The following is a 19,292-nucleotide window of genomic DNA, read 5'->3' as shown; positions in this document are numbered from 1 at the left end:
CAAAATTTCTACTAGGATTTAAACTATATTTAGACACCTGCTAAAACTAATACCCCATGTACGATAGTATCATAATCTAATAAAATATTTTTGAACCCTGCTCTCTTTAATATGCTCATAATTTCTTGTTCAGATAAATTGGTAAATCCTCTATCTCTTGAAATTCTGGATTCATTACATGGTAGATGAACTAAAATTTTTCCATTATTATTCATAATTCTTTCAAATTCAATAAAATATTTTTTAATATATTTTTTCTTGACCCTCACTAAAGTGTCCATAGAAAAAATAAAATCAACAGACTTATTGGCTATTCCTTTTAATTCAAATCCTTTTGTTTCATAAAATATGTAATTTTTATTTTTGAGTCTTTTGTCTAATAAGGGAATAATGGACTTATCTAAATCAACAAGAATTGCTTCTCTTGAATGTGGCATAATATACTGAGACCATTTCCCATCCAAACAGCCCAATTCAAGAACAACTTTATCTTTTATATTTGGTAAGAGAAAATCATCTTTAATTTTTAAATAATTTCCGAAAGTATCCTCGTTTTTTTCTGGATTACCCCAGATGTAGGAATAGTCAAGCGAATTCCTTTTTAACGTTCGTTTAGTCCATTTTTTTTGGAACCAATGAGAGTTATACAATATTTTAAAAATCTTCAAGCAGATTATTCCTTTCACTAACTATGTAAAATAATTATTTTTGTCTATGAACTAATTGGTGTAAATAACATCATAATTGGATACCACTATATATATAATCGTCACAAAAGAGAATATATAAACATTAAAAATGCAATTGGATATTATACTTACAGTTACAATATTAAATAACAATAATATTCCAAAATATTTCTGTAACACATTTTTCTTCCAAAAATATTTCAAAAAGCTAAATAGAAAAGCGATCAAAGCGGTAAAGCCAAATATTCCGGTTAAAAATAATTTGGAGAAAAATTCGCTTTCAAAGGAGTTATTATTACCGCTAATTTGAAAAGCTAAATTGCTACCTTCTTTTGTTCCAACTCCTATGATAAAACTTTGGAGATTCATGAATCTAAGCTTCTCAGAAAAATAATTATATAAATTAAATCTAGTGGTTAATGTATCCGATCCTCCGATATATAAGTACCATCCAACTGAAATTGATTCCCAGTTTATATAAATTATTCCCAGAAAAATGATCATTCCTATAGCTAATACCCATTTAGATTTATTCCCGAATTTCAGATACAGAATTAAATCTGTTATTATTATTGCGATAAGACCAAACCTTGAAGTATTTAATATAGAAGAAATGAGCGTTAAAATTAAAAATAGAGCAACTATTTTTTTCTTATAAACAAGAAATAAAAACCAAAATATCAAATTATAAATTGGTAATTGTGTACCCCAATAATTCCACTGACCCAATAAACCAGAAAAAGGTAACGTAAAATATTGGCCAATAAATAAGTTTTTCGTAACAATTGAAAAGATTAGTCTAGATTCAATTTTTAGCCCTATATAAAGTTGATTGACCCAATCATTATCCCCGAAAATATAAACACCTTTATGAGACTCCCAAGATGAAAGAGCCAATTGAATTATAAATAGTGGAACAACAGCCAATAAAATATATTTTATTCCAATTTTTTTTTTCTCTATTGAATAAGTAGAAAAATACAAAAGGAGTGCAAGAGAAAATAAATAGCTTTTTATAATACTCAATGTCGCCAAAACCTGGCTTAATGAAAAAACAATTTGTAATGAATAAATTACTACTAGAACAATATTAAAAATTAAAAGTGGCCTGAGCCTGGTAAAAAAATAATTGTTATTAGATTTATAATTTAGAATGAATATAATCAAGAAAAAAACTAAACAGGTATAAGTAACAGCAAGGTTACCCAAAGTAGCATCTTCATTACCTATTAATTTTATATTCATCGCTTCCCAAAAAAATGGAATTACTATTAATAATATTGGGGGCAAAGTTTTTAATAATTTCATGGAGATTGGGGTGCTAAACGATTGTTTTAAAAGAAAATTTTAGAATTATGTAATACATCCAAACCAGAAGACTATAAATATGAGTTGATTTTCGTCTCGATGGAAGAAAAAGAGTCGGCAATATTTTGTAAACTACTTTTATAATTAGTAATTCCTTTTTGAATATATAGTTTGCGCTTCGATTCATTGTTGTAAAGTTCTTTTATTCCGTTTGCAATTGATTCGATTATGTAAGGATTTACCAAAACTCCGCAGTTATTTATTTGTTCTTTGATACCTGGTATATCGGAGCCAATTATAGGACAACCTAACCCCATGCATTCTATGAATGGAATACAAGGTTCGGGAATTAATTGCGGCATTATCATTGCCAATGCATTCTTGTAAAAAGTAAAAATCTCTTCCGCATTTAAATAACCGGTTATGATAATATTATCCTCCATACTTGAATCTCTTGCAATTCTTTTTAATCTATATTCGATATCGTATTTTTTTCTTATTGATTGACTAGATGCAGTAAATACCAATTGGATATCGATTCCTTTTCTTTGCAGATATTTAATCGCTTCAAATATTCTGATGTGGTTCTTGTGAGGCCAAAATTGTGCTGGGTAAAATAAAAACGGCTTTGTCACATTAAATTTTTTAAGAATCTTCTTCTGTTTTTTTTCGTCCACGGCTACATTGAGCTCATCAGGAACGTCATGTGGGATGACAATAATTTCGCCCTTGGGTTCGTAATAAAATTTTAAGTAATCACTCCCAATCTCAGAATCTATAAAAATCAGATCGGCATTTTTACATACAATTGATGAGACATCCTCTCTCGATTTCCATAGCCCATCTCCTGTAGTCTCAGGAAGCTCAGGGTTTAACCTATGACCTAGTGATTGAAAAGCTGCGGCGTATGGAATACTGCATCTTATTATTTCTTTATTCGGTGTCGGAAATATTCCAAATTTAATATGATATTTTTTTATTGCCAGCTCAAAGTCCGGCTGTATAGGCATATTCAATATGGAAAATGCTTTTTTTATATATTTATTTAAAAATATCGATCTATTAAATCTATTAAATCCATATACATCTAATTGTATATGTTGAATGTGAGAGTTAATTAATTCCATGTTTTCTTTATATACAAATGCGATAGCCCTCCCAACATACTCAGGCTTGTCAAAAGCTTTAACAAGCTTTACTGCATATTTAATTTTACTTACATCAAGGGCAACTGGGGGTAGGAAAATTCCGATCATATAAATTCTACTTTGAATTCCAAATTTTTCTTATTTTCTCTGAAATATATTCAATTTCATCTCTCTTCAAATTCGAGCTTGATGGAAGATACATTCCATTTTCTGACAAATAATTTGAGACAGGGAAATCTCCATTATTATAATCCTTATAATTCTGAAGACAAGGTTGTTTGTGCATAGGAAAGAAGAATTTACGTGTTTGAATTCCTGAATCTAGTAATTGTTCTATTAAATTATTACGAGCAAATCCAAATTTATCTTTATCTATTGTAATTGCATTCATCCAATAAATATTTTTACAACCTGGATTCTCCGGTTGAAATTGTATACCCTCAACATCGTGTAATAATTCTTGGTATAATTTATTATTGTTACGCCTCATGGTTATGTACTCGTCAATCTTTTCCATTTGGGCAACGCCAATAGCAGCTTGCATGTTTGATAATCTGTATTGAAATCCTATATCTTCATGGAAATATGTTCGTTCTCCGGAAAGAGGAAAACATAAATCTTTATAGTAACGTGATTTTTCGAAATACGTTTCGTTAGATGTAGTAACCATTCCTCCCTCACCAGTAGTTACAACTTTATTCGAGAAGAAACTAAATGCCGCTATATCGCCTAAATTCCCACACTTTTTCCCAAAATATTCCGCACCATGCGCTTCGGCAGCATCTTCAATTATCCGAAGATTATACTTATTTGCTATCTCTCTGATGGGATTCATATCACACGGATGACCATATATATGAACCACCATTATTGCTTTTGTCTTTCCTGAAATTTTATCTTCGATTTTTTGTGGATCGATATTCCATGTTTCAGGTTCGGCATCTACAAAAACAGGGATAGCTTCCAAATAAACGACCGGCAGAACACTGCAAATCATTGTAAAATCGGGAATAATAATTTCGTCACCAGTTGAAATCCCTAAAGCTTTTAACGCTAAATGTATTGCATTCGTACCGTTGGATACAGTTACGGCATAATTTACTTCACAGTATTTTGCAAAAATATTTTCAAATTGGTCAACAAATTTACCTCTGGAAGAAATCCAATTAGTATCAATGGCTTCATTAATATATTTTTTTTCGTTACCATTTAAAAATGGCTCACATACTGAAATATTTCGTTTCTCCATTAATTTCCTTAAAATTTAATTTTATCTAATTCTTGATTATAAGGCCCTTGTCTTATCTCTATCAATTCACTTCGATCAATATTCTTGAGACTATGCCCCCCATCCATGAAAAGGATGAGATCCCCTGCAGTAATAATATGTGAAATGATAAATTCTTGATGGTTATCATAAAATGAAACTTCCACTTTACCTTTTTTAACAATTAGACATTCCAATGTTCTGGAGATTATTCGATCATATTTAGGATGGTAATGTTTACTAACTACATGTCCAGCAGGGTTGTCAATAAAGGCTAGTTGCAACTCGTGATTACTATCAGTAATAAAACTTAATCCACTTTTACTAAAATCATTTCTTAAAATGATAGCTATAAGACAACTATCCGTACTGAATATTTTATCAGTTTCCATTTTAAATTAAATATATTTATTTGGATTTAATATTTTTTCTAACTCAATATTAATATTTTCGTCTTTTCTATCACAAACCCGACACTTCATTTCTTTATCGACATCCATTTTAAGGATATTCTCGCGAATGTTGGATGTCCATATCTCCCAAATATTTTGATTTTTAATATTTCCATAACTAATATGATTATATACTGAAGTGGCTACTTGAGGGCATGGGTAAACGTTACCAGCTTTGTCTATCGTGATATTAAACCTTTGTGCCCAACAAGTGTTAAAACTTTTATCATGATCAGAATAATCAAATTTTAGGACTATTATATTCTTTTTTTCATACTTTTTTAACATCTCAAGCACTTCAGATATTTCTTGGTTTGACAGGTATCCAATTGGTTGAGCCTGATTAGGCACTTGAGGTATTGAAAATCTCAAAACATCTGCATATGCTTCGAATGTATTTATAAACTCTTGTATATGTTCTTCTTTTGAATTTTCCTTAAACAATAAGTACCCTAAATTTATCCTTAACTTTGAATTCATAATCTCTTTTTCATGTTTTAATATTTTGATCTGCTTTTTAACATATTCAAAAACTTCTTCGCCTTTTTTCACACCATGTAATAAGTTATATATTTCACTATTTGCAGAATCGAGACTGAACGTAATAAAATTACCTTCAGTCATTCCAGAATTTAATAAACGACTAAGTTTTTGATCGAGTTTGAAACCCTTTGTATGAATTCCAAAATGTATATTTCTCTGCTTTAATAATTCAATTAGCTCATAAATATAGGGATAGCTAATAGGATCAGTAGTTATACCAGAAATATCTATTAAATTTGTTCGACCTTTTAAGTCATCTAATAACTTTGAATAATCTTCTATTGTAAGCAATCCTTCATTAGCTTTTTGCAATTTACCATAACAATATCTACAATGAATAAAACCGCAGTCAGGGCCCGGATGAAACTCTACTTGCATTGGATAATCAACATTTTTGACTAATCTATCAATCAGATCTGCTACATAATTGTACTTAAACATACTGTATTTCCTTTCGATTAATATCAGGCACCATAATTTGTCCCTGATAAAAAACTAAAATTACCTTAATGATTCGAATATATATTATTAATTACATTAAAAACAATACTAGTTTGTGTAAAATAAAATGAATTCTATTAAAATTGTTTTTAAATATCCCGAGGTAAAAGTGAGTAAAAAGATTAAAAGGACATAGTAACAATCATTTGAATAGTTGAAAAATATTGGATGCAATATTATAGGGTGTTACTTCTTTAGTTCCATAAAACTGAGAATTAATCATATTGTTCATAGTAAAAATTATTATACTAGCTATATTCGTGTTTCTGTTAGAAAAGTTAATAAATTGTATATTACTTGGTACTATTACAATGGCCAACAGGTTTATCCAATTCTGTCATAAGGATTTAATCGCCGAAGAATATTTCTAATACTAGCTTTTCTTCAATAAATTTATGGTTTCTATGTTAGCTTCTTCTAATTAGGTGTGGCAAAAAAATCTTTTTCTGTTTCATAAATTTTTTCTAGCCTTTTGAGGCTAAATATCTTAGTGTATTCCCGGTTTGGTAGAATACATAATTATATTTCTGAGAAAAGTTAAGTAACTATTTTTCATTTTCAGTTGCTGACAATTTTAGATTATCAATGTAAAAAACAGTTTTGTATTCAGCTGTACTACCAAAACCAAGCCATGTAAGGTCACTGAAATTCTTGTTCTGACATAATATATTTTTAAAAACTTTTTTATCATTACCAGGAAGAACAATAATTAAATCCCAATTACCTTGGAAAGATTTTCCTATGTTTGCGGACATTTCAATGTGGATCCATTTGGTCAAGGGAAGTGTCAAATTTTCATTATTGCCGAATTTAATAATTCCATCAGCAATTGAAATAGATGGGCCGGAAATATATGAAGAGTTTCGCCAATCTCTCCATTCACAAAACAGTTTTGAATTACTTACGATTTTAATATCATAAGATAAAGTTATTTTACCGTGAGTATAATGAGGTGAATAATAAAAATGTGGATCATAGGTATGTTGTAGCCCAAAGGCATCTACAATTTTAAGACTATTTTTCCCTTTGGCTGAAGTTTCATCTGTTACATAAATGCTATCCCCTTTGTTCTCAACCATGCAAATAGCATGATCAGGCAATCTTCCTAACGGTGTTGATTCAAAACCTTCATCAAGTTGAAGTAGTGGAGCTTGCTGTGGAACAGCAATAGAGTCGAATGGAATGTATTTTTTAATAGAGGCAAGTTTTGTCCAAGTAATATCGCCATAAACGCCAGCTATGTTAATATCAAATGGTAAGAATCCAATTTGTCGTATATTCTTTTCATCTTTGAATTTAAAATTATAATTACTTGGGTCAACAAATGATGGATCGTTTATTACAGAACCAGTGTCACGTCCCAGTGACTGCCATTCCTTAAAAGATAGACCTACAAAGTCAATTTTTCCATCTCTTGACCAATAGAGATTATTATTGAATTTAGAATTTAATGCTTTCCATGGTCCATCCATGATATTACCGTGAGCCGAATAAACAATATTATTTTCAAATGTAAATGATAGATGATTTTCAGGTAAAACACATAGCAGCTCTTGTTCTTTGCCGAAAGCAAATATATTATTCCGTATGATATTTTTTTCTCCATAGTGTTGAAAAAAACCTCCTGTTTTTGTATTGTAAACAAGGTTGTTTTCAACTATAATATTGCTACTTCCTTCATCTAAATAGATTCCGTATCCACCATAACTATATGAAAATACATCATGTATAACATTATTGCTAATTATTGTGCCATTCGATTCTCCAAGTGTATATATTCCACCCATATCGCTCAATACACCCCAACCTATATTATGAATATGATTAAAATTTATAATATTGTTTTTTGCTAAACTAATACCATAACCCCAAGTCCAACCTACAGAGATGCCACTATAATAGAAATTTCCAATATCGTTGTGAGTAACTTCGTTATTGCTACTCTGCCCAACCCAAATGCCAACAGCATTAGGAAAAATTTGACCGCCTGTTTGAATAATATTATTATTAACTACAATATTTCCTGTTTTTTCATTTTCTTTATCTGTTAGATATTCAGATCCTATACGTATTCCCCCAGCACCTAGATCATGCAAAATGCATTTGTCAACTACGCAATTTTTACAGCCATTACGGAACCAGATTCCATATTTTCCAATATGCTTTATTTCACAATTTTCAATTTTAATATCGACTGCACCATCGGCCATTATCATTGCATCTATAGAATGAGCAGCCTGGTTTGGCTCTAAACCATTTTCGGGTAAATTGTATTGACCATATTGAAATGTCAAACCTCTAAGAAAAATATTTTTTACCAACTTATTTTCGTTGATATTGCCCCTAAAAACGACAAACTGATCAGTGAAAGGTGCGGTGATTTGTGCATTATTTATATCTTCCCCTGGTAGAGGTTTATAAAACAAGTATCCATTAAAATCAAGGAACCATTCACCTGCACTATCTAGGGCCGGCATGTAATTTTCTAATTGATACCTAGTGCCATATCCCCATTTACAAAGATTTTTACTAATTGTATTTAAACTATTCTTTTGGAAATCTATTGATTCCAGATGCAATTTCGTAATTTCCCATTTATCGTACACAACCATTATGATATTTCTAATTTCCTTCATTGTTAAGTGATTCAGTAATTTTATTGCTTCAGGTGATACACTTATAGTTTGTCTAAACTTATAAATAGAATTACTGCTTTGTTTAATTGTGTCTTCGTTTACATTAAGCATAAAATAATACCCACTATTAGGAGAATGGGCTCTTTTAACTCTTTGTCCCTTGGTAAAGAGTTGTTCAAAATTCCATCCGCCTTCATGTACTACTGGAATCTGGGTTTTCCATAATCCATTTGATTCTTGCTTAAAATCTTTAATTATTCTTCCCCCATTAAAAATTGGTTCTTCTCCTGGATAGGCTGAATAAATAATATGAAAATCTCCTGGACCCGAATCTTCGGGATCAAAAAAGATTGAGTGACTAAGCTCATAAGTACCCCCTCGAATCCAAATATTTAAATCAGATGTTAATCTTTTAGAAATTAAAAGACGAACTTCTTTTTGAGCACGAAAAATAGTTGCAAAAGGTTTCTCTTTTGTACCTAAATTATTATCATTTCCTGTTGTTGATACATAAACACTCTGTGATTGAGCGAATAAACTCAGACTAATAAGAATAAATAAATTGGTAAAGACCCTGAAAGTATTAATTTTGAGTTTATGTTCAATTGTCTTCAAAATGTTTAGTAACAATTTCATGTTTACACTCCTTCAGCTTTAATTGTAACTAGCATACTTGAGTCCAAATTTTTGTTCTATTAATTTTTTTCAAGTTTTTAGTCCTAAAATAAAAAATAAGATTATAATATTTTTTAGTGTAGAGAAAAAGTAATGTTTCAAAAAAAATGGTCTAAAAGATATTAATTGTTGTCTTAAGATTTAATATACAATTTCATGTATCTGATTATTTCTATTATCAAAGAATCTCAGAAAATAAATTATTATAATCCATTTATTGCAAAAATGCACGACATAATTTAAAGTATTCTATTTGTTCCATATACCAGAAGCTTTATTATTTATGATTTTGAAGTACTGTATTGGCATCCAAATGCTGCCAATTAAAGGCGAAAAGGAAGAGGCTATTATTATTCCTGCTACACCAAATTTCAAATATTTTGCAAAAATTATGGCTATGGGGATAAATAAAATTGCTTCAAGTATTGCACTATAAAGGGAAAGTCGAATTTTGCCAACCCCATTTAAAAATGAAGTAAATATATTTCCAAAAGTGTTCATTATGAAAAAAATACAAACAATTAATGATAAATTGAAGGGGATTGTCACAATCTGGCCAATCCATATTTTGTAGAATGTTTGTGAGAATACAAGCATTATTAGTGCAACTATTGACAAAAGTATCCAAAATAATACTAATTTTTTCATTACAGATCGAATCCATTTAAAATCTTTTTTATGATGAGCATCAGTAAATGCTGACCAGAAAGGTGTTAATGCCATAGTAAAAATCATTGAAATCGTTGAAAAATATTTATATGCAATATTATATGGTGTTACTTCTTTAGGCCCATAGAGTTGGGAAATAATCATATTTGTTGATGTGAAAATTATTATACCTGCAATACCCATTATAAAAAACTGAATACCTAAATTAAATAGATTTCTTGCATAATGAAATTGTACATATTTAAAAGAGGGTGAGATCAATTTATATTTCTTCTTAAAAAAGAAACAACTCATGATGAATAAAACTATCACCGGAACAACACTTAATGTAGTACCTAATAATATTAAGGATCCTTCTGTTGTTTTTGTGATTAAATAGATGATAAACAAAGAAACAATATTGGCAATTAGACTACTTGCATTACTTAATGCTGGTTTTTGATGAGCATATAGTATTGGAGTGAACAACTGAATCACAAATTTTATACAAAAAAAAATAAATACAATAAACATTAAGGTAGTAAGTTCATGATTCATCTCTAGTGGTGTATTAAAAATCGTTACCCAGTTTATGAAAGGATTAACAATAACAAAAATTAACATTACAGGCATAATGATAATTAACATTATAGCGTACGTTGTACTTATATATATTTTAGCCAAATTCAAATCATTTTCAGCTAGTGCTTCTGCTAATCTATTTCTTAATCCATTTCCAAGCCCGATATCAAAAAAACTAAAAAACCCCAAGAATGAACTTATTGTAAGCCAAATTCCGTATTTCGTTGGATTAACATAATGAATGGTTAAGGGAACAAGTAAGAAACCTACTACCATGCTTACTCCTTTTATTAAGAAAGCAGCAATAATATTTTTTTTAGCTTCTAAACTACGTGAGTGTCCTTTTGTAAAGTAATTTCTTCCTTTTATAGTTATGACATTAATTAAATTAAACATTTTTATAAAATTATTTTATTGATAGAATCTTATTAATAAATTACTCACTATGAACCCAAAATATGTATCGTTATTTTTTATAATTACTTAGCAAAGTATTCTTTGAAATTTTCCAGTTTATTAAATATGCCAGATATTAGTTTGACTATCTCATTTTATTTACACTTTTGTTTAGACTTATTTTCGAGTAACGATTATCAAATGCTTAATATCCAATGCTGAAATTTAATTTTTATTCCAACGGTTAAAAAATGTATAATTATTTAGCCATATGAGAATTCCATTCTCTATTAAAGAACTACTCTTTTGTGGCTCTCATTACCCTCAGAACCATTCTATAATAGTAATTAGTGCTTTTCTCATATTCCTATTAAAATGTCATTATAGGAATCATAAAGTGATTTAATGTTTTTCAAATGAAAAGTCACTTGTATAGATAAAGCTATTTGTATAAGAATATATATTGAATTAATGTTTCACAATATTATAGATTAGGATTGTAAGTGATGTTAATACACTAATCACCGACATCCAGATGCTGAAGTAATCCCTGTCGTATAACCTCGGTTCACCTGGAACGAGGAGTATATCCCCTGCCTCAAGTTTAGGGACTTTGCCGTATTTAGATTTCAGATTAGACTCGTACACAACATCATTATAACTGAACAAGATCAAAGATTCCGTTGAATCCGGGGCTACCCTATAGATTCTTAGATCTTCCAGTCTTGCCGCATCAGACGGTCCTCCGGAAAATGAAAGAAGGTCACCCACAGTTGAGGAAATCGGGACTTTATATCTGCCGGGAAACCGGACCCAGCCCCAGACAGAGACACTAATGTTAATGGTTTCAGGGTTCGAGTAATCATAATATCCCCCATATATATTACCCCTATAAGCTAACGGATCGAGCCCTAATTCGTAATCTTTTACCTGCGCATGAATTGATATGATGCTTATAAGAAAGAATAAAAGAAACTTTGATGCGTAATTCATAATGCAGCCTTAAATTTTCTTTGTTACTATTTGCAATATACTATTTGGATTCATTTCTTTTTACTTCCGCTTCAAAATATTTGATCTTTACCCCAAAAGGTAGACAGTTTTTTAACCGGCTTTGAATACTTGAGTGCGATTAATAATTGATAATAGCTAATTGAGAATTTAGTAGTTAGTATTCAGCATTCAGCTTTCAGCACTCAGAAGTCAGCAAGTAAGATTGTGTAAGATAAAGGTAAAGTGAGTCGAAGAATCATTTAAGTGCTAAAATAATCTTATTTATATCGTTATATAAAATGGTAAAACTTCTAATTGAGGTAACGAGGTAGTCAGTCACTCAGCTACTCTGTCACTTACTTACTCATTCCCTCTGCCTTTTCCTCTACTTACTACAACTATCCCCTTTCCCCCTCTTGACAACGTGTTTCAACTTCACTACAGCCAAGTTAAGTTCTACCGATGTTTCGGTATCAGATATAAAGCTATGAATTAAAAATTCGAAATGATAAATTAAAAAATTATTGAAATTCAATTAAATGTTTAAGTTATTTGTTTGATTTGGAACTTATAGCCCCCAGAATTTTCTTTAGTTCTTCAGATTCTTTCAATAAGAAGTCCAATTCATTTTCGGTTTCTTTAATACTTATAATAATTCTAATCCAGTAGTTTGATTCTCTCATTTCTTTCAATGCAATTTTAATTTTATTTACGAAATCTGCTTTTGAACTTGCACCTTGAGCTTCCTCATAGTTCGCACCAGATGAAGTTGCTGATTTTATTAATTGATTCTTTATAATGTCATATTCTTTTGATTTCGGAAGCTGCCTGCAAAATTTAATTACTCTTACAGCAAAATCGAACAACCGCCTTCCTAATCCAATGTCCATACCATTATAGTAATTTTTAATTTGTACTTTATAATTAGTCCCTTTTACTCCCGCCTCTCTTCACAACGTGTTTTAACTTCACTACAGCAAAGTTGAACTCCACGGAAGTTTCAGTATTGGTTATCCGCAGATCGTCCTCAATGATTCCGGAGATTAGCTCACCGCTCTTTTTAATAAGTCCCTTTTTCTCTTTGCCTTCTTCTATTTCGGAGAGAATCTTTATGTTCCTCGAAAGTTCTCTTATCCTTGCGAACGTTTCGATAATTGCCAGAGTGGTATTAGTAGCTGTTTTGCTTCTCAGTATTGTAGCCAGCATATAGAGTCCTTTCTCTGTAAAAGCCGAAGGGAGAGACCTGGTTTTAGATAACTTTGCGGACGAAAATTTCGACCTCAAAAGATTGAGTTCATCCCGGGTTAATTCAACTATATATCCGTTAGGAAACTTATCCGGATTATTTTTAACCGCCTCATTAATTCTTTTAGTTTCGACGGCATAGATATCTGCAACATCGCTGTCGAGAAGGACATCAAGCCCGCGTATCTTCAAGAGCAGAGGAAGAATCTTCTCGGTTAAAATAGCTGAGTTCATCTCACGTACAGATATAGATCAGAATTATTGCATGGTTGAATGAGTGTATGGATGAATAGGAACATGATTGTATGGTTGTATGTTTGCATTAATTTTTAACCTTCTTCGCCTTTTGTTGATGCAACGGTATATGATGCGACTAACTCTCTAACGATATAATCGTCCTTCCATTCAGACTTATTCTGCAATTTCTCTACATATGCTTTATTCAGTCTAATCAGTTTGTTTTCAAGTGAATAATGATTTTTATCAAAATTATCGAACCATTCTGAATCTATGTCGCCTGCATTTAATAAAGTTATTATCTGAGAATAATTTTCACCTAATGATGCAAGAGCAATATTAATGAACTGAATGTTTTCTTTTAGAGATCTCCGGCAGTACCCTTCCGCAATATTTGAGGAGACAGAAAATATAGAATCTTCAATTTGAGCTTTCACTTTATACGGTAATTTTTTCAAGATTCTAATTTTATTTTTTACGATCTTATAAAGTTCGACTGCCTCCTGCCAGACCTCGAGTTCTCTAAAACCTCGATTTATATTTTTGTTCCTATTAAGAATTTCCCGATTCATTCGAAACTCTTCTATTATTCTTGTTCATACATTCATACATTTTTTTATTCATACAAATTTCCGTTAACACATTCATTCATACATCCCAGCAATCATACATCTATACTATTCATTTTATTAAATCCTTTCAATCCTTCAGGTTATTAATCGGATTTATTTTTTTTGCCTCATTAATTCTTTTTGTAGCCACTCCGTATAATTTGGCAACATCGCTGTCGAGAATTACCTTTTCTCCTCTTATCTCTAGGATCCGTTCTTGAATATTTTCAAATTTTATAATATCACTCATAAAACGCTGAAGCAATTGTGATGTTTAATTGTTGTGCTCATGATGATTTATGAATTTTGAATTCAAGGATGAGCCGAGAGTAAAGTACAAAGAGCATAGAGCAAAGAGATAATTGCAGTGAATGCATTTCATATTAATGATTTTTGAAAATTCGATAGCCTTCTGCAAAGAATATCAAGTTGTTCTAATAACAGATCCAATTCCTTTTGACTTATTAGTAATTTTCTGCTTAATAAAATTAAAATGTTTGCATTTTCAAAAGTAGATCTTCTAGCGATATTCAGGAACTGAATAAATTCTTTTTTTGAATTTGACCCTGAACCTTCCTGCCCTATTAAATAAATAATTACTTTTTCTCCAAGTCTCGTTTCAATCGACTGCTAATATATCTTTTGCCATATGTGGTTTTAAGATACTTTTCACGATGAAGCGCGTCATTCCTATCTCTGCAACCTTCAAAATAAATCAACTCAAATGGACGACGAAATCTGGTTGAATCAACCTTACCTGCATTATGTTCATTTAATCTATTTTTAAGATTTTCGCTAAATCCGGTGTAAAACTTACCATCTTTTTTGCTAATCAAAACATAAGTATAAAAAAATTCCATTATTCCCTCTTATTTCATAGGGCAAGCAATATTATTACTCATAGACATTGATGCACCCCTCAATTGCTCTGCAAATCTGTAAAGTTTTTTCTTTTCAAGATCATCGGCAATATTCAGAAGTTTATCAGCAATTTCGATTGCCTCTTGCCAGATAATCAAATCTTGAAATCTAAACTTTGCCAAGCGCACTATGCTCTATGCCATTACTTTGCCACACTCTTCCTATCCCCTTCATTCCAAGTCTTCTTCTAATTCTTTTTTTAGTGTTCTCCACAAATGAAATTTCCACACCTAAACTTTCCGCGGTTTCCTTATTGCTTCTCCCCTCCATCAATTCGAGAAAAACAAGAAGAGCATCATCATCTCCTTCCAGTAATTTCATGCATCTTGATTCAAGCTCCAGCGCATCCTGACTGTTTAAGATTTCTTCAAGACTTAGATTTCGATTCCGGTCAATAAATAACTCAACACTATCTTCCGGTTCTTCTTCGTCCTCCTCAATTTCAATAAACTTCTCTTCAAACTTAGCAAGATTGCTGACTTCGCTTTTTATTAATAGGCAGAAATATTTTCCGAAGTCGGGGTACTTTTGATAATCCCATTTTCTTTTTTCAACTAAGAGTTTAAGGATTATTGAATGCACAATATCGTCCGCCTGATATTTTAATTTCGTCCTCCCGGCTAAAAAGATGTGTAATAATTTATCAGCATGAGCAATCCATCTTTTATAAGTACCGTCATTTGCTTCAATAAGTCTCTCAAGATTTTGGGCTATTAAATTTAAATCGGCGATCAACCAAATCCCCCGATTCGGTTTAATATTAAATATCTTCTTTTCTAATAATACTATTTAAATTGAAGATTTTGCCACAGATCTTAGATGGAAAAATTCCTTTTCTAATTAGTATTTAAATAAAAACGGTTTTAATCAGTATGACAGTTCTTTTATTATACATAATACTTATTAATGATCCTCTCATCTGCAGGCTAATTTCGGTGCTATTTCCGGTTTACTTTCATATCCACTCTGCCCGCCTTTTAGTATTCATCCGGTCATCCAACAGTTCATCAGTCCAAAAGATCTCTCTAATCGTAACACCGCTTCATTTCCCCCGCTCTCCTCCGCTACCTGACCACTCACAACTAATAACTGATAACTGATAACTAATAACTGATAACTAAAATCTAATAACTAAAAACTGAGGTTCCTCATGGCAAAAGTAATAAGCAGAGTACTTGGTAAATTTTCGGGATCGCTCGGCGATATGAGTCTACGCAACCGCAAAGGAGTAAACTATATCGCGATGAAACCCGGATCATTTAACGCGCCTACAGATGAATATTCTATTTCGCGCCGTCTCAGATTTGCTCTAACGGTAAAATTTTCTTCCGTCATATATTCCGATTTACTTTTAAGAAGCATTTGGGAATCCGTTGCTCCTTCCAATATGTCGGTGACAAATTACATCACGCAGAATAATTACAAGATGACGGATCAAAACGGACTTACCGCCTTAAATCTTATAGTTCCGTTCGGCGGATTTCCGCTCACTACTAAATCTTTCTCAATTGCCGAGGGGATAGTTAGCGTAGTTACAAATCCATTAAATAACGCTACAAGATTTGACCCGGCGATTGAAAAGGGAATTAATTTATCATGTATTATCACTTTATCCTCACCGTCAGTTGAATCGCTTCCTAAAACTCTTTTTGTCCCTTGTGAATTTCCGGCTGTGGATCTTGACCTGGAACAGGAAATTACTTTCATTCATGATTTGACTAAACTTGAGAGTGAAATGCTTGAAAAGTATTCAGTTCGAAAAACATATTTAGCAATGGTTACAAAAGATCAATCCGATCAAGTGATTCACTATTCACAGACTGTTGCAATTTAATTTCGCGGGGGTGGTTCCAAAAGTTTCCGCGTATTTAACGCTCTATACGTAAAAATTCGTTAGATAGTTTTGGAGCTACCCTCTTTATTTTCCTTATACCGCTGTAATTCCACACGTATACCGCCCGGTTTCGCAATAATTCTCACTCTTTCTTTTTCCTTAACTTTACCTCTCGCTTTTTACTTCTAACCTCTCCACCATTTAAAGCTCCGCCACGTAAGTCACATATAATAGAAAAAGAAATACAGCGCTGCCGTTCTCGCAACATTTATTATAATTAAGCTAAACGAAATATATTACTCGATTGAAGTTGACAGATCTACTTAAAATACCTTTTTTACCTACCCTCACTTTCTAATAAAAGTATCCACTAGTTCTGTATTTACACAGATGAGATTATTTTTTCAGATTGTCTGAATCCCGGAAAAAATATAAGATTTATTTAGGGATAAGTAAAGAGGTTTGCACTTTCTAAAGAATAAATATGCAGAGTCGATTTTTTTTATTCATATTTAAGATAATTAACTCATTTTAATCCCACTTAAAAAATTATTCCATTATTTTAGAGGAGAGTTGTTATTTTTAAAAACGAGATTGAACAATGCTTACTTACAGAGTATAAAATGACATTAGAAGAAAAACGAATAAAGACACTTCACAAATTAGATTCGCTTCATAAACTGGGATCAATTCCAAAAATTATTTTTGATGTTTCTCAATTGATAAAATCCGATCCCGGCAATTCATATAAGCTTGCAAGTACAATCAGCAAAGATCAGGGTTTGACAACCAAAGTCCTTTCGATCGCCAATTCGCCTATGTACGGACTTCCTAGAAAAGTTTCTTCGCTGGAATTCGCGATAATGTTGATGGGGACCGAAGAGATCCACCAGATGGTTACAGCCATTTCATTATCGGATTCATTCAAGTTCCGTTCTACGGGCAGATTCAATTTCATGGAATACTGGAAGCATTCAATGTTAGTCGGCACCGCCTCCAAAGATATTGCCCGGCGGCTTGGATTTGGTGATCTATCGGGCGAAGCATTTCTAGCCGGCATGCTTCACGATATCGGCATGCAAATTATTGCGACTACTTTTCCGGACGAATTTGATTCTATATTAAAATCAGTCGGTTCCGATCTGATTTTTTTAAAGGCAGAAAGAGAGATACTCGGTTTAACACATCAGGAAATCGGGAAGTACTTGATACAAAAATGGAAACTGCCCGAGAATCTTGCCGATGTAATTGAATTTCATCATACGCCCTCTCAAAGCGAAAAGAACTCTGTCCTTGCTTCTATAGTTCATATGGCTGATTCGATGACTCAGGAATTCAAGATTGGACAAATGAATTGGGATAACGATATTACTTTTGATCTTGGAATAATTGAGATTCTCGGAATCGGTTCGGCTGAAAAAGCGGTCTCTTTTATTGCCGATTATAAAGATATCTTTGTTGACGCCGCAGCCACAATAAAATTATAATCAGTTTTGCGAAATGCCAGTCAACTCTTAAACTTTTCTATCTATAGTAAATAAGGCAAAATGATTTGATTGACACTTGAATGATTAGATTAAAGTTTGAATGATCTACCCACTTCTTTAGACCCAAAACAAAACCAGACTTCTGTTCTTACATGTAACCATTACCATATTATACTTTATACTTAAATCATCTATTTAAAAGATAACCGCTCTTTTAGCATTTTGAAAAATCGAGCACATTTTAAAAAAGTGTCTCAATTATTGCCACATGTCCAAAATTAGCCAACACTTATAAGTCTGGAATAGTAAAATATTGATTTAACGGAGGATTTTTCAGTAACCCAACGCAATGTCTTATTTATTCAAACTGAAAATTCTTACTAAATTGGTATTATCTGAATTTGTCCGATTAAAAATAAGAAGTTGAAAAGTTCTTTCTTTTATTTGGCACAATAGATGAAACAATTTTACCAACAACAAACTGGGAGGTTTTATGAAACGCTTAATGGCACTTTTTGCAATCGGTCTTCTTTTCTACGCATGCTCTGAGAATACCAATCTTGTTGATCCTCTAGATCAACACAACAGTACAATTTCACCCCGTCAATCAAAATCAAGTGTTGCATGGTTGACAAACCCTTCTTCCAAATCCAATAAATTTATCGGTCTTGACCAAGCTAACGGTTTGCAAGTTATTGATCTTACTACTGGCGGCGATGTTACAGCTAACTTTGTCAGCGCTGACGGACAGAAAACAATTTCCGCAACTCTACACGTTCCAGCTGGCGCATTAAAGAATAGACCTTCACTCCAATTCCATATGGTGGTTGATAATGACCAACTTACAATCCAGTTTCAGCCGCATCCGACAATTTTTGATATTCCTTTAACCATGGACCTAGAATACACAGGTGTTGATCTAACCGGAATAGACGCTCAAACAGTTTACTTTGCTTATTTGGATAATGATATGACAAGCTGGGTTATTCCAAATGAAAAGATTTTCGTAGACAAGAATACCGGCACACTAAGAATCACAGGCGGAGAGATTCCTCACTTCTCCGAATACGGATTTGTTAGAAGAACCGACGACAGTACTTCTAATCCTTAATAGTAGCA

At 32.0% G+C, this 19,292-nt stretch carries 19 protein-coding genes; 3 read left to right on the top strand and 16 right to left on the bottom strand.

Annotation, left to right across the window (positions count from 1 at the left end):
• Positions 1-29: 29 nt before the first annotated feature.
• The 16 genes from NTX65_03430 to NTX65_03355 all read right to left on the bottom strand — a co-directional run bounded on the left by NTX65_03430 (position 30) and on the right by NTX65_03355 (position 15,587).
• Positions 30-668: a methyltransferase domain-containing protein gene (locus NTX65_03430; GenBank protein MCX6168365.1), complete on the bottom strand. Its 639-nt coding sequence runs from the start codon at positions 666-668 to the stop codon at positions 30-32.
• 51 nt (positions 669-719) lie between these two features.
• Positions 720-1,997, bottom strand: coding sequence for a hypothetical protein (locus NTX65_03425; GenBank protein MCX6168364.1), 1,278 nt, complete (start codon positions 1,995-1,997; stop codon positions 720-722).
• A 71-nt stretch (positions 1,998-2,068) separates the two neighbouring features.
• Positions 2,069-3,253 (bottom strand): glycosyltransferase, encoded by a 1,185-nt coding sequence (locus NTX65_03420; protein ID MCX6168363.1) that lies wholly within the window; start codon positions 3,251-3,253, stop codon positions 2,069-2,071.
• 7 nt (positions 3,254-3,260) lie between these two features.
• On the bottom strand, positions 3,261-4,394 hold the full coding sequence (locus tag NTX65_03415; protein ID MCX6168362.1) for a DegT/DnrJ/EryC1/StrS family aminotransferase: 1,134 nt from the start codon (positions 4,392-4,394) through the stop codon (positions 3,261-3,263).
• An 8-nt stretch (positions 4,395-4,402) separates the two neighbouring features.
• Entirely contained in the window at positions 4,403-4,804 is a 402-nt protein-coding gene (locus NTX65_03410) for a hypothetical protein (GenBank protein MCX6168361.1), read from the bottom strand.
• A gap of 6 nt (positions 4,805-4,810) precedes the next feature.
• Positions 4,811-5,848, bottom strand: coding sequence for a radical SAM protein (locus NTX65_03405; GenBank protein MCX6168360.1), 1,038 nt, complete (start codon positions 5,846-5,848; stop codon positions 4,811-4,813).
• A 605-nt stretch (positions 5,849-6,453) separates the two neighbouring features.
• Positions 6,454-9,180, bottom strand: a complete 2,727-nt coding sequence (locus NTX65_03400; protein ID MCX6168359.1) for a right-handed parallel beta-helix repeat-containing protein — start codon at positions 9,178-9,180, stop codon at positions 6,454-6,456.
• A gap of 288 nt (positions 9,181-9,468) precedes the next feature.
• Complete coding sequence (locus tag NTX65_03395) at positions 9,469-10,845, bottom strand: MATE family efflux transporter (GenBank protein MCX6168358.1); 1,377 nt, start codon at positions 10,843-10,845, stop codon at positions 9,469-9,471.
• A 468-nt stretch (positions 10,846-11,313) separates the two neighbouring features.
• Complete coding sequence (locus NTX65_03390; GenBank protein ID MCX6168357.1) at positions 11,314-11,838, bottom strand: SLBB domain-containing protein; 525 nt, start codon at positions 11,836-11,838, stop codon at positions 11,314-11,316.
• Between the two features lie 548 nt (positions 11,839-12,386).
• Positions 12,387-12,704, bottom strand: a complete 318-nt coding sequence (locus tag NTX65_03385; protein MCX6168356.1) for a four helix bundle protein — start codon at positions 12,702-12,704, stop codon at positions 12,387-12,389.
• Between the two features lie 58 nt (positions 12,705-12,762).
• Positions 12,763-13,317 (bottom strand): ORF6N domain-containing protein, encoded by a 555-nt coding sequence (locus NTX65_03380; protein MCX6168355.1) that lies wholly within the window; start codon positions 13,315-13,317, stop codon positions 12,763-12,765.
• Positions 13,318-13,412: 95 nt separating this feature from the next.
• Complete coding sequence (locus NTX65_03375; protein ID MCX6168354.1) at positions 13,413-13,892, bottom strand: four helix bundle protein; 480 nt, start codon at positions 13,890-13,892, stop codon at positions 13,413-13,415.
• A gap of 127 nt (positions 13,893-14,019) precedes the next feature.
• A complete protein-coding gene (locus tag NTX65_03370) occupies positions 14,020-14,181 on the bottom strand; it encodes an ORF6N domain-containing protein (protein ID MCX6168353.1) in 162 nt (53 codons plus the stop codon).
• Between the two features lie 346 nt (positions 14,182-14,527).
• On the bottom strand, positions 14,528-14,791 hold the full coding sequence (locus tag NTX65_03365; GenBank protein MCX6168352.1) for a GIY-YIG nuclease family protein: 264 nt from the start codon (positions 14,789-14,791) through the stop codon (positions 14,528-14,530).
• Positions 14,792-14,800: 9 nt separating this feature from the next.
• Positions 14,801-14,974, bottom strand: coding sequence for a four helix bundle protein (locus tag NTX65_03360; GenBank protein ID MCX6168351.1), 174 nt, complete (start codon positions 14,972-14,974; stop codon positions 14,801-14,803).
• Entirely contained in the window at positions 14,961-15,587 is a 627-nt protein-coding gene (locus NTX65_03355) for a hypothetical protein (GenBank protein ID MCX6168350.1), read from the bottom strand. Before NTX65_03355 ends, NTX65_03360 begins: the two co-directional genes overlap by 14 nt.
• Positions 15,588-16,002: 415 nt before the next feature.
• Here NTX65_03355 and NTX65_03350 point away from each other — a divergent pair, with 415 nt between their 5' ends.
• The 3 genes from NTX65_03350 (at position 16,003) to NTX65_03340 (ending at position 19,284) form a co-directional block, all read left to right on the top strand.
• The gene (locus tag NTX65_03350) at positions 16,003-16,686 is read left to right on the top strand and encodes a hypothetical protein (GenBank protein MCX6168349.1); all 684 of its coding nucleotides are present in this window, start codon (positions 16,003-16,005) and stop codon (positions 16,684-16,686) included.
• 623 nt (positions 16,687-17,309) lie between these two features.
• Positions 17,310-18,173, top strand: coding sequence for an HDOD domain-containing protein (locus NTX65_03345; GenBank protein MCX6168348.1), 864 nt, complete (start codon positions 17,310-17,312; stop codon positions 18,171-18,173).
• A 493-nt stretch (positions 18,174-18,666) separates the two neighbouring features.
• On the top strand, positions 18,667-19,284 hold the full coding sequence (locus NTX65_03340) for a hypothetical protein (GenBank protein MCX6168347.1): 618 nt from the start codon (positions 18,667-18,669) through the stop codon (positions 19,282-19,284).
• The last annotated feature ends 8 nt before the right edge of the window (positions 19,285-19,292 follow it).

The organism is Ignavibacteriales bacterium (assembly GCA_026390795.1).
Taxonomy (GTDB): domain Bacteria; phylum Bacteroidota; class Ignavibacteria; order Ignavibacteriales; family Melioribacteraceae; genus Fen-1258.
Note: the sequence above shows the minus strand (reverse complement) of the source record. Positions and strands in the feature narration are given on the sequence as shown.

What these genes read in the sequence shown, in the direction of transcription:
- NTX65_03425 (MCX6168364.1), bottom strand. Translation starts at nt 1,997, where the DNA reads ATGAAATTATTAAAAACTTTGCCCCCAATATTATTAATAGTAATTCCA.
- NTX65_03420 (MCX6168363.1), bottom strand. Translation starts at nt 3,253, where the DNA reads ATGATCGGAATTTTCCTACCCCCAGTTGCCCTTGATGTAAGTAAAATT.
- NTX65_03415 (MCX6168362.1), bottom strand. Translation starts at nt 4,394, where the DNA reads ATGGAGAAACGAAATATTTCAGTATGTGAGCCATTTTTAAATGGTAAC.
- NTX65_03410 (MCX6168361.1), bottom strand. Translation starts at nt 4,804, where the DNA reads ATGGAAACTGATAAAATATTCAGTACGGATAGTTGTCTTATAGCTATC.
- NTX65_03405 (MCX6168360.1), bottom strand. Translation starts at nt 5,848, where the DNA reads ATGTTTAAGTACAATTATGTAGCAGATCTGATTGATAGATTAGTCAAA.
- NTX65_03400 (MCX6168359.1), bottom strand. Translation starts at nt 9,180, where the DNA reads ATGAAATTGTTACTAAACATTTTGAAGACAATTGAACATAAACTCAAA.
- NTX65_03395 (MCX6168358.1), bottom strand. Translation starts at nt 10,845, where the DNA reads ATGTTTAATTTAATTAATGTCATAACTATAAAAGGAAGAAATTACTTT.
- NTX65_03390 (MCX6168357.1), bottom strand. Translation starts at nt 11,838, where the DNA reads ATGAATTACGCATCAAAGTTTCTTTTATTCTTTCTTATAAGCATCATA.
- NTX65_03380 (MCX6168355.1), bottom strand. Translation starts at nt 13,317, where the DNA reads ATGAACTCAGCTATTTTAACCGAGAAGATTCTTCCTCTGCTCTTGAAG.
- NTX65_03375 (MCX6168354.1), bottom strand. Translation starts at nt 13,892, where the DNA reads ATGAATCGGGAAATTCTTAATAGGAACAAAAATATAAATCGAGGTTTT.
- NTX65_03370 (MCX6168353.1), bottom strand. Translation starts at nt 14,181, where the DNA reads ATGAGTGATATTATAAAATTTGAAAATATTCAAGAACGGATCCTAGAG.
- NTX65_03365 (MCX6168352.1), bottom strand. Translation starts at nt 14,791, where the DNA reads ATGGAATTTTTTTATACTTATGTTTTGATTAGCAAAAAAGATGGTAAG.
- NTX65_03350 (MCX6168349.1), top strand. Translation starts at nt 16,003, where the DNA reads ATGGCAAAAGTAATAAGCAGAGTACTTGGTAAATTTTCGGGATCGCTC.
- NTX65_03345 (MCX6168348.1), top strand. Translation starts at nt 17,310, where the DNA reads ATGACATTAGAAGAAAAACGAATAAAGACACTTCACAAATTAGATTCG.
- NTX65_03340 (MCX6168347.1), top strand. Translation starts at nt 18,667, where the DNA reads ATGAAACGCTTAATGGCACTTTTTGCAATCGGTCTTCTTTTCTACGCA.